The organism is Streptomyces sp. NBC_01390 (genome assembly GCF_045040105.1).
GTDB lineage: Bacteria > Actinomycetota > Actinomycetes > Streptomycetales > Streptomycetaceae > Streptomyces.
The window spans coordinates 1,623,161-1,636,390 of the sequence record NZ_CP109551.1 but is presented as its reverse complement, the minus strand read 5'-3'; the positions used below and the strand labels follow the sequence as shown (position 1 = coordinate 1,636,390).

Genomic DNA, 13,230 nt, shown 5'->3' with positions numbered 1-13,230 from the left:
AACGAGGCCCCTTCAACAGGCGCGGGTGCGGGCGGGGTTGGCGATGCGCTGGAGAGGCTGGCCGCTCTCGGAGCGGATCACGGACTGTGCCGACATCGGCGACCGGGCCAACCGGGGCGTACCTCATCGCTCACCGGCCGACCGAGGGCTCGGTCCAGGTGCACGGGATGGCCGGCGACGAGCAGCTCGCTGGCTGCCGAGCAGGCCCGTGCGTCCGCTCCGTACCGGGTTCCGTCGCTCGGCAGGCGCAGCCTGGCGTCTCTTCGAAGCCGGCCTGGAGCAGGATCCGCCGGGCGGCGGCGTTGTAGCCGGTGGTGGTGATCTCGCCGGTGATCGTGTGCCGGATCGTCATGAACGGCTCTGCTGGTGCTTCGGGCAAGGCGGGCCTCCTATCGGTGGTGGCGTGAAAGCGGTGGGGTGTTGGGCGGGTGCGGCGGGGGCCGTCGCGCTCGGGCCCGCTGAGCCGGTACAGCCCGGGTTCTGCGGGAACGGCCTCGAACTGCTCGCGTTCCAGGTACCAGTGGGTGAGGTGCGCGGGCATGGAGGCGACGAAGCCGTGCGTGTCGTGGTCGCCGAAGACGAAGTGAGTGCTGGGTTGCAAGGGGGCGGGGTTCTCCTCACGTTGTCGGGGTGGAGCTGTCAGTGGCTGCGGTGCGCGGCGATCTGGTCGGCGACATCGCCGAGATACGGACGGCCGCTCACCTGGAGAGAGGCCCGGTGGCGGCGGGCGATCGGCAGCAGCTTCGTCATCGCCACCGGCACGCTGTCGCCGGGCGTGTGGAAGCTGCCGGCGTCCCGCTTGGTGAAGCCTGCTTCTGCGAGGGCGGCGTGTGCCCATCGCCACTGCTCGCCGTGGGAGAAGGCGATCAGCCCGTCGAGATGGCGGCTGTAGGCCACGGTGATCTGGGCGGGAGGGTGTGGCGGCAACTCGGCTTTCCTCGGAGGGGAGTTCATGAGCGGGTCCGCTGCGGCACGGCGGTACTCCGGGCGGCCGGGCGGGTCGAGCGTGACGTGGGGGGAGCGGCAGGGGGCGGCGCAGTGCGCAGGTCGGCGGCGGTGTTGCGTAGCTGGGCACGGGCCGTGACGTACTTCTCGGCCGTCAGCATCCGCAGAACCTGCGGGTCGTTGCGCAGATGCGAGTGGGCGAGGTCCGGTACGGCTTCACGCTGGAAGCCGGTCGTGGCGTAGGCCAGGGCCTCGGCCAGGGTGTCCAGAGCGCGTGCGATGCCCGCGGCGGCCTTGGCGAGGCGGACCAGGACGAGGCGTTCCGGGGCGTGGACAGTGGCCGGGGCGGTGAACCGTTCCTGTGCGCGTTCGGTGGCGTGTTGCAGATGCTGGGTCAGCGTGCCGATGTCGTCGGCGAGTGTGACGAGGCCGACGGCCTCGGGGCTGGTGGGAAACTCGGCAGCCAGCTCGTCCAAGCGCCGGGCCAGGTAATCGAGCGTGGTCTGGGAGACGGCGGACGTCAACGCACCACCCCGACCATCTCGTTCGTCGCACGGGCGGAGAGGGCGGCTCGCAGGCTGCGCCCGTAGTTCCACGCCTGCCGGCGGGCGGCGGGCTCCAGGACGTCGTGGGCGTCCTGGGCGGTCATCTGGCCGGGGTGTTTGCGGTAGCGGTAGACCGGTACGGGCAGCAGGACGCCGGGCGCGAGGCAGGTGACGCCGATCGCGGCCATGTAGTCCTCACCTTGGACGAGTCCGCCCATCGGGGCGGCCCGCACCAGGTCGGTGCGCGCGAGGATCGTGGTCGGACCGATCGGGATGGTGTCGGACGGTGTCTTCCAGTACGTCCATACGTCGCCGGCCGCGTGTCGGCCGGGCGGGGTCGGGCAGCGCCACAGGGAGGTGGTGCCGTCCGGGTGGAGGTCCTCGCTGTATCCCGCACACCAGCCCAGGCCGGTGGACTCCAGCACGCGCAGTCGGAGGGCCATCGCGTCCTCGGTGAACAGGTCGTCGTCGTCCGCCCAGTTCACGTAGATGGTGCCTACCTCGTTCAGCGCGAGGTTGCGGGCGCAGGCGGCACCGACCGGCCTCGGCAGGGCGAGGATGCGGACGCGTGGGTCGTCCGCGATGGGTGCGGGCAGGCAGCTGGGGTCGGCGCCGTCGAGCGCGATCACCGCCTCCCAGGGAACGCTCTGCCGGGTGAGGCTCGTGTACATGGCCGTCAGGTGCCTGAGCCGGTCGCTGCGCAGTTGGGTGGCGATGACGACGGTGATCTCGGTGGCGAGCTGGGTGCGGATGACGGCGTCGTCGGTGGTGCTCATCGGCGGCGCCCCTGGCGCGGGTTGCCCGGTGGAAGGGGTGGGTGGGAGCGCGGGCCGTCCAACGAGTGCACGGTGATGTGGAAGTCGCGGTGCCGTAGCCGCTGCAGGCTTTGGATCAGCTGACGCCTGGTCTGCTCGGGGGTGAGCGTGTCGGGCAGATGGCATTCGCCGGTGGCGGGGTCGAGGAGGAAACCGCCGCGCGCGAGCAGCTCGATGAAAACGGGGATGTAGCCGGTGCGGATCCGTGGGCGCTGCTGTGCGTCGAGAGCGACGTGGACCTGGAAATGTCCGGGACTGCTGCGCCGGATCGGGGTGGCAGAGGCGAGACGGTAGTCGGTCAGCAGCCGGCGGTGCAGCCTGGCTGCGGCCCGGGCGGGGTCGGCCGGTACGACGATGCCGCGCGGGGCCCTGAGGCCCTGGACATGCTGGTGGCTGGTGTTGGCCGGCAGCATCGGAAGGACGAGGTACTCGTCCGGGCGGTGGGGGCGGGGCATGACGTACAGCTGCAGGCCGAAGTGGTGCGTCAGCACGCTGCGCTGGACGGTGTCCGTCTGGAAGGCGCTGTAGGGCAGGGGGCCGCTGTCCCAGATCCGGTTGCTGGCCGGGTCGTCGGCGATGGGTACCGCGGTGGCGGCGGGCTGCCAGCCGGGCAGGCGCTCGGCGAGCGCGTGGGTGAACTCGGTTACGTGCAAGAGCGGTTCCTCGTGCGGCGGGTTGTCTGGGCGGTGCTGGTCACGAGGAAGTGGCCATGCCCTGGGCGTCGGTGCGGCGGCACGTGTAGCCGAGCAGCGTCGACTTGCCCGGCGCGGTGGGGACGGTGGCGGCGTCGGAGCAGGTGAACGTGTAGGTGAAGTACGGGGAGTTGGTGGTGCCGAGCCAGGCGCGGTCGTCCTTGTCCGGGATGATCTCCAGCCCGGCGGCGACGGTGTCGCGCTGGGTGTGCGTGTGCGCGAAGACGACGAGGGCGCTGCCGTTGGTGGTCCTGAGCGCGTAACTGTCGGTGAACTCCGGGCTGGCCGCGGAGAACGCGGTGCTGCCCCGGGTGCCGAACTTGCGGATCATCTTGTCGTGCACCGTGATCTGCCGCGTGGACGCCTTGGCCGTGGCGAAGACCTTCTTGCCGCTCAGGTCTCCGCCGGTGGCGAAGTTGTCGCCGACAGCGGTACGCAGGACATCGACCGGGGCGGCGACGTTCTTGGTCGAGGTGGCGTCGAGGGCGGTGGCGTAGCCGTCGGCGTCGAGGGCGATCTTCGGGAGCTGCTTCTTGTCGTCGAGATCGACGCAGGAGACCATCTCCCACCGCTTCGTCGTCGCCTGCTCGGCCATGACGAGGAGACGGGGGGATGTGTCGGCCTTGCCGTTGTAGGTGATGGCGGCGAACCACTGCTGCTGGCCGGCGGTGAACCGTGGGATGTAGACGGTGGTGAGATCCAGGTTGTAGGACCACGGCTTGTACGGTTCGCGGTCGGCCCGGGGCAGGCCCTCGTCCTGCGTGTAGTCCGCAACCGACATTGCGTACAGCGCACCGTCCTCGATCGTGTCGAGCACCCGTCGGTTGTGAGTGGCGTTGGCCTCGTTGTTGATCTTGGAGTAGTGGGCGATCTGCGCGAGGGCCTCCTTCTTGGTCAGCGCCGGTTCGGCTGCCGGCGTGGGAGAGGCGGTGCGCGTGGCCTTGGCCGTGGTGTGGCCGTCCTCGGCGCTGTCTGAGGACGTGCAGGCGGTCGCGGTGAGTGTGACCGCGACGGCGGCGGTGAGCCGGAGGGCGGTGCGGCGGGCGGAGGCGTGCAGGGGAATGAGGTGCTCCGAAAGGGAAGAAAGGGTGGGTCAGCGGGTGCGGGAGGGGTCAGCGGAGGCCGCGGGCCGGGGCGGTGTGGTCGCGGACGGCGTGGTCCGGGTGTCGGCGGCGGCGCGCAGCTGCTTCGCGGCGCGGGCGAGATGCGTACGGACTGCGCCCATGGAGTCCACGAGTCTCTGGTGCGCGTCGGCGGTCGTCCGGGCACGGGCGGGAGTCGGGGACTGGTGGGTGAGGTCGGCGAGGTGGCCGAGGTGGTGGACGGCCGAGCCGAGGGCGGCGAGCGCGGCGCCAGTGGGCTCGGCGGCGGCGGCGAGCGCGTGGGCGGTGCGCCGGCCGGTGGCAGTGACCTGGGCGGGGTAGCGGGTGGCGGCCCGGTGGCGGAAGGCGTGTTCCCCGGCCAGGTAACCCAGCAGGCTGGCCAGGTGGCGGACCTCGTCGTCGAGGATCTCGCTCAGCCCGGGATCCAGACGGATCTGGTCGGGCATCGGGAGATGGTCCATCACGGTGTTGAGACGGTCGGCCACGGTGTGCAGCAGCATCCGCTGGTCGAGATCAGACACCAAGGGCAGCTCCAGGCTCTGGGGCGGGATCATGGCAGTTTCCTGACCTGGCAGGACGCGTCGTCGGAGGTCTGCCCGCGGAGGCGGAGCCGTCGACGGCGCGTCGGCGACGGCGAAGGGCTGTGTGCCGCCGACGAGGGAGGGGCGGCCGTCGAGTTCGTCGAGCCAGTTGAGGAGCTTGGGCAGGTTCTTGTCGGGCCCGTACGCGAGGTAGGTGCCGTCGGCGCTGTCGCAGCCGAACCACTCGGCTACCCCCAGACGTAGCCGGGAGTTGACACGGCCCATGTGCACGCCCTTGCCGAGGGCCTTCGCCTCGCGGGCCAGCCGCTCGGCGACGGGGCCGAGTTTCCACTCGGTCGATCCGGCCAGGAACAGCACGTCGAAGCCGTCCCACGGCAGCAGCCCGGGCGCATCGCAGCCGTCCTGGGCCGCGTAGGCCGCGGGGATGCCCAATTCGCGGATGCGGGCCAGCCACGGCAGGGACTCGGTGAGGGTGCCGGCGGCGTCGAACGGCTGGTCCGGGGCGAGCGCCCACAGACAGCGATCGGGCCCGTACCGTTCCACGGTCCGCAGCAGCCAGGCGAACCACGCCTCGGCGCCGGGCCAGTAGCGGCCCTTGCCGTCGCTGCCGAACCTGGAGTTGTCATAGGCGTCCAGCGCACCGTCGGGGATGCGGCTGCCTTGCGCGGGCGTGGTCATACAGCCGATGCGTCCGGCGCTCATCGCGGCCCGTATGTCAGGTCCCGAGGGAGTGCCGAGGTACAGCACCGGGCACCTCCCCGTCAGGCGGAAAGCGAGGGCGGTGGGATAGGAGTATGGCTCGGTGCTCGGCGGAGGACGGGTCTGTTCGACCTGCGTGGGGCCGGGTCACCGCCTGCGGGGACGGGCCGGGCGGGGGCGTATGGCGGCCGGGTCGGTCTGGTGCCGGGCTGCGGGTGGATTGGCGTGTGGGGAGGCGTGGAGGTCTTCGAGCCCGAAGGCGGGCAGGGCGCGGCCGTCCTGGGTGAAGTGGATCTCGACGTACTGCGCGTGCAGGTCGTCCTCGGGATCGGTGCGCCGGAAGACGCAGAGGGTCTCCCGCCAGGCGCCGTCGGGGCCGTGGCAGGTGCTGGTGATGCGCAGAGACCAGGGGTCTTCAGGCGCGGGGCAGTCCTTGCCAAGGGGGTGGTCCGGCAGATGGGTGTGAGCGAGCAGGGCTTCGAAGAAGGCCAGGTCGTCAGGGGTGAGCGTGTGATGATCAACGTAGGAGAAGGACATGGGCCGTTGGATCGATTCGTCGGTCGGTGAGGGTGTCGGGCGCCGTGCACCTGACGCTGCTTCCATGCCCTGCGGGCAGCGTCAAGGGCGGCCCGGTTGCGGGGCAGCATGCGTCGGTTGACCGCGGCGGCGCGGACCGGATCGGTGGGGACGGTGATGCTGTCCGGTTCACACGCTGGGGAGATCTGGTGGGTTTTGAAGCCCTCGGGCTCCAGTGCGGCCACCACGAACTGGTGCCGGTACAGGGGCCGGTCGTGATGTAGAACTGCTCTCCGTCGGGGCCGTGCAGGATGGCGTCATGGCTGAGGACGTACTGGCTGACGATGTAGTCGACGTGGCCGGCGTCCCAGAGCTGTTCGGCGATGGGGAACTGATCGGCGTAGGGAAGGTGGCGGGGGTACGCGCTCGTCCAGGCGCCGGGCAGGCGCACGGCCAGGGCGGCGGCGAAGGCGGACAGGTCGCTGCGGGGTGACGTCATGTGTTCCTTGAGGGAGTCAGCGCGTGTTCCGCGGCTGTGCCGGCGGCAGGGCGCGCAGGGGAAGCGACGGCGGTCGGGCCGGGGCGGACGGGAGCCGCGGTGCTGGCAGGAGCGGGGTCAGTGCCCGCATCCGGTCCTCGGCCACGTGCAGGACCTCTGTGAGGTTGCGGATCTCGGCGGCGGCGTCGGCGAGGTCGTAGGACAGGTCGAAGCCGTCGTCCTCCCCGGCTTCCTTGGCTTTCTCCCCGGCTGCTTCGAAGAACTCGCCGAGCCGTTCGAGCAGGCCGTTGATCGGATCCAGGACCTGGTGCAGCAAGGCAGCGGCGTCCGCGTGTGACTCGGCTGCGTTGAGTCGGTCGGTCAGAGCGAGCATCGTGTCGCCGCAGACGTAGACGGGGGCGCGGTCTGCTGTGTCGGGGACGTCCGGGGCCTGGGGTGCGTGGAGCGTCGGCGTAGCCGGGAGCGCGTGTGGGTTTCCCGCGGGTGAGACGGGATGTGACAGCAGCCCGAGCTGGGCAAGGCGATGGTCGATCGCCTCGATCAGGGGCGTGGCGCTGCCGCCGTGGCGGGCCTCGGGCCGCTCAGGGGCACCAGGGTCGGCGGAGGGAGCCGAGTCGTAGATCACTTCGAACAGCGCCTGGTCGTCGGGATGCTGGCGGGTCACGATCCACCCCCGCGGGTCCCCTGGGGGACGGTCGCAGGAGGGCTCCTGCGGCGGGCCGATGATCAGGTAACTGTCATCGGGGAGCGATACGCGCACGATGTACGCGCTGAGGCCGAACTCGATGTCGCACTCCAGCCCGCGCTGGCGCAGCGGCGTGGTGATGTGCGCGTGGCGGCGCCACAGCTCCTGCCACCAGGCGGTGTCCACGTTGCAGTGGTCGGGGAGCGGCGCGAACGCAGACGCGTCGACGGACGTGCGGCGGGCGTCGGCGTGGGCGGCGGTCGGGGTGTTCTTGTCCTCAGCGACCACGGCTTCTCCCGCGCGAGGGTGCGTGGCGCAGCGGCGGGGTCCGGCGAGTGGGACTGGGCTGTGGCTCCGGAAGAGGGGTGAAGTCGAATTCGTACTCGTCGTAGGCGTTGATCAAGCCGTGTTCCATCTGGGCTTCGCGCTCGGCGACCTGCGCCATGAGGTCGTCGTGCTCTGCCTGGCACTGCTGGTACTCGGCCCAGTCGGCGTCGCTGAAGTGGGCGGGGCGGTTCAGGGGACTCCTTGAGAGGGTGATGCCGGCGTGGATGCTTCGGCGCGGGCTTAGCGGTGGTGTGCGCTCGGCCTGGGCGGCGCAGGCGCCGGGCTCTCCTGACGGGAAGGTGTGGAGAAGAAGCGGTGGAAGTCGAGGTGGGCGTCGAGTTCCTTGACCGCGTCGCGGAGCGATTCCGACGTGCGCCGCAGGAGGGCTCGCGCCGCCGCGTGATCGATGACCATGCGGTTGCTGAGGTAGTACCGGTCGGCCGGGTGGGAGGCCCGCGGCAAGGACAGGGCGTTCTCCGCGGTCTCGGTGAAGTGCGGTGCCGCGTGGCTCGACAGGGAGGCCGCCGTGGCGAGATGGGCCAGGACGGCACCGCCGGCGCGGGTCGTGCCGTGCGGCCCCCGGGCGAAGTCGGCCGTCAGCCGCAGGACGTCGCGGGAGAGATTCTGCGCGTCGGCAGCATGTTGGAGCAGCGCGGTGTAGGAGGGCGCGGCCGGTACGTGGCCGCTCCCGTCCAGCAGCTCCCACTGCCGGGGGGCATCGAGGAGTCTGCCCTTCATCGCGCTGAGCACGCCGATGAGGTGGACAGCGTCGTCGCGCGGTATCAGTTCGCGTTGGATATCGGTTTTCACGGGCTTCCTGCGTTTTCAGTGCATGCGGGCGTCGGTGTCGAAGAGCGCCAGCTCGTGGCTGTGCAGGAGGTGCTGCACGATGAATGATCGTCCGGCGACTTTCCACAGGCCACGCCCTCGGTTGAGGTGGGCGATGGCGTCCATTTCGACGGACGTCAGGCCGAGCAGGGAGGCCGCGGAGTGGAGTTGGTCGGTTTCCTGGCGGTAGATGATCCGGGTGCTGCAGTCGGCGAGGAGGCCCTCGGCTAGGGCGCGGCCCTGTGATCCGGCGTCGCCGGCGGTGAGCAAGTCGGACAGCCGGTGGATCACCATGAGGTTCGCGATGCCGAGGCCGCGGCTCAGCTTCCACTGGGCCTGCATGCGCTGCAGTAGGCCGACGTGCCTCATCAACCGCCACGCCTCGTCGTACACGATCCAGCGCCGGCCGCCGGACGGATCGGAGAGGGCGGACTCCATCCAGGCACTCGCGCAGGTCATCGCCAGAACGAGGGCGGTGTCGTCGCCGGAGCCGCCGAGGCGGGACAGGTCAATGGTGAGCATCGGCGCGTTCGGGTCGAAGGCGACGGTGGAGGGGGCGTCGAACATGCCGGCCAGGTCACCGTGGACGAGGCGGCGCATCGCGTGGGCCAGGTCGCGGGCGGCGTCGCTGAGTTGGCCCGACATCATCCCGGTGGCCTCGTTGAGCGCACTCGGATTGTTGAGGGTGGCGGCGACGTCGCCGAGGAGAGGGGTGCGGCCGGTGGCGGTGGCGCGGGTGACGACGGCGTCCAGGGCGACGTCCAGGGCGGTGTGCTCCATGGGCATCAGGTCCCGGCCCAGGACGGTCCGGGCCAGGGAACCGAGCAGGAGCAGGCGTCGTTTGCGGATCTCACCAACCCAGTCGGCCTCCGCCACGCTCTCCGGGCGCGGGGCGGCGTCCAGGGGGTTGAGCCGGCCGGGCAGTCCGGGGCCGAGGGCGACGGATCGGCCGCCGAGGGCCTGTGCCACCGGCGTCCACTCGCCCTTCGGGTCACACGGGACGTAGACGCGGTATCCGAAGGCCACCGAACGCAGCGCGAAGCTCTTGGCGAGGGCGCTCTTGCCCTGGCCGATCACCCCGGCGAGCAAGAGGTTCGGGTTGGTGAATCCCTCCACCTTGCCGTATAGGGCGAACGGATCGAAGACGAAGGACGCTTCCGCGTGGACGTCGCGCCCGATGTAGATGCCCTCGGCGCCGAGTCCGCCTTCGGCCAGGAAGGGGTATGCGCCGGCGACCACGGCCGTCGTCATGCGGTGGGCGGGCAGCTTCAGCCGGTTATGACGCGCGGAGGCGGGTCCGGGACGTCCGCTCGGTGGGTAGAGCGCGGCGGGCATCTCGTGGGCGGCGGATGCGCGCTCGGTCTGGTGGGCGCTGGCTTGTGCGCGGGCCTTGGCGGTGGCCTCGGCGAGCTGGCGGCGGGCGGCCTTGCGGCTGGCGCGGTCGGTGCCGTGGGGGGTGAAGAGCGGGCTGGCGGACGCGCGCCGGGCGGGCCGGTGGCTCATCGGTGGCCCTCGTTTCTGCGGGTGGTGCTCATCGCACGCAGGCCGTGGTGTGCGGGCGGAGGTCGGTGGGGGTGGTTTTGCGGCGGATGATGTGTCCGGCGGCGAGGTGGCGCTGGCAGATCGTGAGCACGGGCGGTCCCTCGGGCAGCCGCTCTGGATGGCATGCGCTCGACTCGGCTTGTGCTGCTGTGTTGTTGGGCAGCAGGTGGAAGGCGGAGTGGACCTCGCTGGTGGCCTGCCAGAGGCGGGTGTGCGCGGTGGCGAGGTGGCGGCCGGCGGCGGGGTGTGGCGGACGGGTGGTTTCGGCGAGGCGGTCCAGGAGGTGGTGCAGGGCGGTGAGGTGGGCGTGGAGCACGTCAAGGTGCAGACGGTCCGCCGGCCGGGGCGCGGTCGCGTCCGACGAGGCAAGGGCCCGGGTGTGGTGGCGGACTCCGGCGCTCGCGGCGCGGAGGTAGGGGTGCGCGTCGTCCGGATGTGTGCGAGGGGTCAAAGGTGGTGGTCCTTCCTGCCGCGAGGCAGGGGAGGCGACGGGTGGTCCGCCGCGGGTGAGCGAAGAGCAGCGGGCCGGCGGGGCCGGCTCATGAGGCGGTCCGGGCGAGCGGGAGCGCGGCGAGGGCGAAGGCGTCCGGCTGCTGGTAGTTGAGCCTGCGCAGATCGACGCCCGAGGTGACGGCCTGGGTCTCGATCTGCGCGCAGGCGGCGTCCAGGAGGGCGTCGGTCTCGGCGGTGACGGTGACCAGGCCGGTCAGGGCCACGTCCGCGTGCCCGGCGATGAGCTGGCGCTCACGCTGCTTGACGTCGGCGTACTCGACGGAGTCTTCCTCGCTGTCGACCTGCCCCCGGCGGGCCCGTTCATTGGCGTCGGCGATGATCGCCGCCTTCTTCCTCTGGACGTCCCGCAGCGCGGACTCGAGCCCCTGCGGCACGTAAATAAGGGAGAGGCTGCGGCGCACGCCGGCCGTGAACATGATCCCGTGCAGGAACCCGGCGTGGGCTTCGGTGCGCGGCCAGTTCTCCACCCAGTACGTCGCGTGCCGTGCGCTGTCGGTGGCGAGGCGGTCGTACTCCTCGAACTGGACGACGGGTCCGGCGGCTGCGGGGTCGGCCTCGGCGCGGCCGGTCGTGGACCACTGCTGGAGGGCCGCGAGGGCCCCCGGATCGTAGGCGGTGCGGATGACGGCGGCGATCTCCCGCGAGGTCAGCCACCCGGTGACCTGGAGTCCGGAGTTGCGGGCGGCCTGGGCGATGGAGGCGGTGGTCTGCTCCATGACGGTGAACGCCCCGGGCAAGCCTCCGCCGGCCTGGCTGATCAGGCGCCGGGCGGCTTTGAGGTCGAGGGAGATGGCGAGGTAGGTCTCGTGCGGGGCGGCGGCGGGGCCGGCCGAGGAGACCAGTTCGGAGTAGATCTGTCCGGCGACGGGGGTCTGGGGCTGCCCGTTGTGGGTCCAGTGGCGGGTGAGGGTGTCGCCGCTGTCGGGGACGGTGCGCTCCAGCACCTGCACGGTAGCGATATGACCGGTGCGGGCGATGCCTGCGAGCGCGCGTCCCCAACTGCTCACGTTGTGGTTCTGGGTCGCGGGGTCGAGGAGGGCGAAGGCGCGGCTGCTGACGCGGGCGACGGCGGTCAGGGTCTGCTGGTGCGGGTCGTGGACGGCCGCGGCGCCGTTGGCGGAGTCGCCGGGGGTGACCACCTTGAGAGAGGCGGCGGTGCCGGGCAGGTGGAGGACGCCGTCCTGCCGGGGCCGGGTGACGGGCCGGGCGAGCCAGAGGGTCTGGCCGGTCCGGCGGCGGTATGCGTAGCGGGTGACGATCGGTGCCCAGTCGATGAGGGAGCGGCCGTGCCGGCGGATCGCGACGAGGGCACCGGAAGCTGCCCACAGTGGGGTCAGGGCGACGGCGCCGAGCAGTCCGATGGAGACCACCGTCATCATCAGCACCGCCAGCGTGCAGGAAACGAGGATGAGTTGGAGCAGAGAGAGGCCGAGGAGGATGCCGCGGCGGGACCGGTGCGGGAACTTCACCGTGACCGCGGCGACGGAGAGATCAGTCAAGGGGGCGGGTCCTGGAGGCGCGGGTGGAACCCGGGGGCGGGCGGTGACGGGCACGTCCCGCCCCCGGTAGGCGGGCAGGGGATCAGAGGCCGGTCGGAGGCGGAGGCGGCGATGCCGGCCCGCTCGACGTGGCGTTCTGTGAGCCGGAGGACGGGGGTGCGCCCTGCGGCGGCGGCGTCGTGGTCGGCGGAGCGGACTGCCATCCGCCGCCCTGGCCGGACGCGGCATGCGCGCCGGATCCGCCGGGCCCAGGGCTGCCGCCCACCTGGCTACCGGTGTCGTCGCCCACGCTCGTCGGCGCGGGCTGGACGGCCTTGTCCAGACCGGACTTGACGGCATCGGCACCGGGCGAGCCGCCCGTTCCGCCGCTTTGCGAACCTTGGTTGCCCTCTCCGCCTGCGCCGGTCGGGTTGGCGGCGATGTCGCCGGGGAAGCCGCCCCCGCCGGCGTCGGGGCCTAGCGGCGCGGCGCCCGCTCCGGCGGCAGCGCCACCGGTTCCGGCGGTGGCTGCAGCTGCGGCGGCCTTGCGGGTGGCCTTCTCGGCATGCGCCTTGGCGATCTGCGCTCCGGCGCCGCCGGCGCGGTGGATGGACTCGCCGTCGGTGCCGTCGGCTGCCCAGTGGACGAACTTGAAGACGGCGTACGGGCAGAGCAACACCAAGACCATGATCACGATGCCGGACATGACGTCGGCCAGAGCGGCGATGCCGTCCTTGGCCTCGGTTTGGCCCATGGCGGCGATCCCGAGTACGAAGATCACGGTCATCAGCAGCTTGGAGACCACGAGGGTGGCGGTGGCTTCGATCCAGCCCTTGCGCCAGCGCCGGGCGACCTCCCAGCCGCCGCCGGCGGACGCGAAGACGGCCAGCGTGACCATGACGAGGATGCCGACCTTGCGGACCATCATCACGCACCAGTAGAGGATGGCGCCGATGGCTGCGCCGAGGCCGGCGACGACTGGCACGAGCCAGCCCAGGCCGGACAGGCTGGCGATCTGGTTGACCTTCACGATGCGGCGCACGGCCGACTCGATGTCCAGGTGCGCGGTCTTGAACAGGCCGTCGCTGACGGCGTCGACCACTTCGACGGCGACCGTGGTGAAGGCGATGGCACAGAACGCGAACAGGACGCCGCTCATGGTGCCGGTGAATGCCTGTGCCAGCGCTTGTCCGTCGCGCCGGACGGCTGCCCGGACCAACTGCGCGCAGAATGTCGCGACCAGCAGGACCAGGCCCAGCGGCAGCAACATCTCGTAGTTGTCGACGAACCACGTCGCGTTCAGGTCCACCTTCGTGGTGGTGTTGACGGCCTCGGCGGCCAGATCGGCTGCGGCGGCTGCCAGTTCACCGGCGGACTTCGCCATCCAGTCACCGATGGCCTTGCCGGGGTCCGAGGCGAAATCCACCGCGTCGCCGACGGTGCACAGCTTGTCTGCCAAGGGGAAATCACAGAAACCCACGAGGAGTTACTCCTGCTTTCT

Annotated in this window: 14 protein-coding genes; all 14 read right to left on the bottom strand. The window is 71.3% G+C overall.

Annotation, left to right across the window (positions count from 1 at the left end; translation table 11 throughout):
* Positions 1–130 precede the first annotated feature (130 nt).
* Complete coding sequence (locus tag OG241_RS07155; RefSeq protein WP_016572176.1) at positions 131–352, bottom strand: hypothetical protein; 222 nt, start codon at positions 350–352, stop codon at positions 131–133.
* Between the two features lie 287 nt (positions 353–639).
* Complete coding sequence (locus OG241_RS07150; RefSeq protein ID WP_405814365.1) at positions 640–927, bottom strand: hypothetical protein; 288 nt, start codon at positions 925–927, stop codon at positions 640–642.
* 23 nt (positions 928–950) lie between these two features.
* Positions 951–1,469 carry a hypothetical protein gene (locus tag OG241_RS07145; RefSeq protein WP_405814364.1) on the bottom strand — a complete coding sequence of 173 codons (519 nt, stop codon included), beginning with the start codon at positions 1,467–1,469 and terminating at the stop codon, positions 951–953.
* The gene (locus OG241_RS07140; RefSeq protein WP_405826085.1) at positions 1,466–2,161 is read right to left on the bottom strand and encodes a glycosyltransferase; all 696 of its coding nucleotides are present in this window, start codon (positions 2,159–2,161) and stop codon (positions 1,466–1,468) included. The genes OG241_RS07145 and OG241_RS07140 overlap by 4 nt, the downstream gene beginning before the upstream one ends.
* Before the next feature lie 101 nt (positions 2,162–2,262).
* The gene (locus tag OG241_RS07135; protein WP_405814363.1) at positions 2,263–2,958 is read right to left on the bottom strand and encodes a hypothetical protein; all 696 of its coding nucleotides are present in this window, start codon (positions 2,956–2,958) and stop codon (positions 2,263–2,265) included.
* A 40-nt stretch (positions 2,959–2,998) separates the two neighbouring features.
* The gene (locus OG241_RS07130) at positions 2,999–3,814 is read right to left on the bottom strand and encodes a hypothetical protein (RefSeq protein ID WP_405814361.1); all 816 of its coding nucleotides are present in this window, start codon (positions 3,812–3,814) and stop codon (positions 2,999–3,001) included.
* Between the two features lie 276 nt (positions 3,815–4,090).
* A complete protein-coding gene (locus OG241_RS07125) occupies positions 4,091–5,344 on the bottom strand; it encodes a hypothetical protein (protein ID WP_405814359.1) in 1,254 nt (417 codons plus the stop codon).
* Between the two features lie 144 nt (positions 5,345–5,488).
* A complete protein-coding gene (locus tag OG241_RS07120; RefSeq protein ID WP_405814357.1) occupies positions 5,489–5,878 on the bottom strand; it encodes a hypothetical protein in 390 nt (129 codons plus the stop codon).
* A gap of 494 nt (positions 5,879–6,372) precedes the next feature.
* A complete protein-coding gene (locus tag OG241_RS07115) occupies positions 6,373–7,329 on the bottom strand; it encodes a hypothetical protein (protein ID WP_405814355.1) in 957 nt (318 codons plus the stop codon).
* A 279-nt stretch (positions 7,330–7,608) separates the two neighbouring features.
* A complete protein-coding gene (locus OG241_RS07110) occupies positions 7,609–8,178 on the bottom strand; it encodes a hypothetical protein (protein WP_405814354.1) in 570 nt (189 codons plus the stop codon).
* A gap of 15 nt (positions 8,179–8,193) precedes the next feature.
* On the bottom strand, positions 8,194–9,699 hold the full coding sequence (locus tag OG241_RS07105; protein ID WP_405814353.1) for a VirB4 family type IV secretion system protein: 1,506 nt from the start codon (positions 9,697–9,699) through the stop codon (positions 8,194–8,196).
* A gap of 28 nt (positions 9,700–9,727) precedes the next feature.
* Positions 9,728–10,189, bottom strand: a complete 462-nt coding sequence (locus OG241_RS07100; RefSeq protein WP_405814352.1) for a DUF6238 family protein — start codon at positions 10,187–10,189, stop codon at positions 9,728–9,730.
* Between the two features lie 88 nt (positions 10,190–10,277).
* A complete protein-coding gene (locus OG241_RS07095; protein WP_405814351.1) occupies positions 10,278–11,750 on the bottom strand; it encodes an SCO6880 family protein in 1,473 nt (490 codons plus the stop codon).
* 82 nt (positions 11,751–11,832) lie between these two features.
* Positions 11,833–13,209 carry an ATP-binding protein gene (locus OG241_RS07090; protein ID WP_405814349.1) on the bottom strand — a complete coding sequence of 459 codons (1,377 nt, stop codon included), beginning with the start codon at positions 13,207–13,209 and terminating at the stop codon, positions 11,833–11,835.
* Between the last annotated feature and the right edge of the window lie 21 nt (positions 13,210–13,230).

Excerpts from the sequence above, each read along its gene's own strand:
- OG241_RS07155 (WP_016572176.1), bottom strand. The coding sequence starts at position 352 with ATGACGATCCGGCACACGATCACCGGCGAGATCACCACCACCGGCTAC.
- OG241_RS07140 (WP_405826085.1), bottom strand. The coding sequence starts at position 2,161 with ATGTACACGAGCCTCACCCGGCAGAGCGTTCCCTGGGAGGCGGTGATC.
- OG241_RS07125 (WP_405814359.1), bottom strand. The coding sequence starts at position 5,344 with ATGAGCGCCGGACGCATCGGCTGTATGACCACGCCCGCGCAAGGCAGC.
- OG241_RS07120 (WP_405814357.1), bottom strand. The coding sequence starts at position 5,878 with ATGTCCTTCTCCTACGTTGATCATCACACGCTCACCCCTGACGACCTG.
- OG241_RS07105 (WP_405814353.1), bottom strand. The coding sequence starts at position 9,699 with ATGAGCCACCGGCCCGCCCGGCGCGCGTCCGCCAGCCCGCTCTTCACC.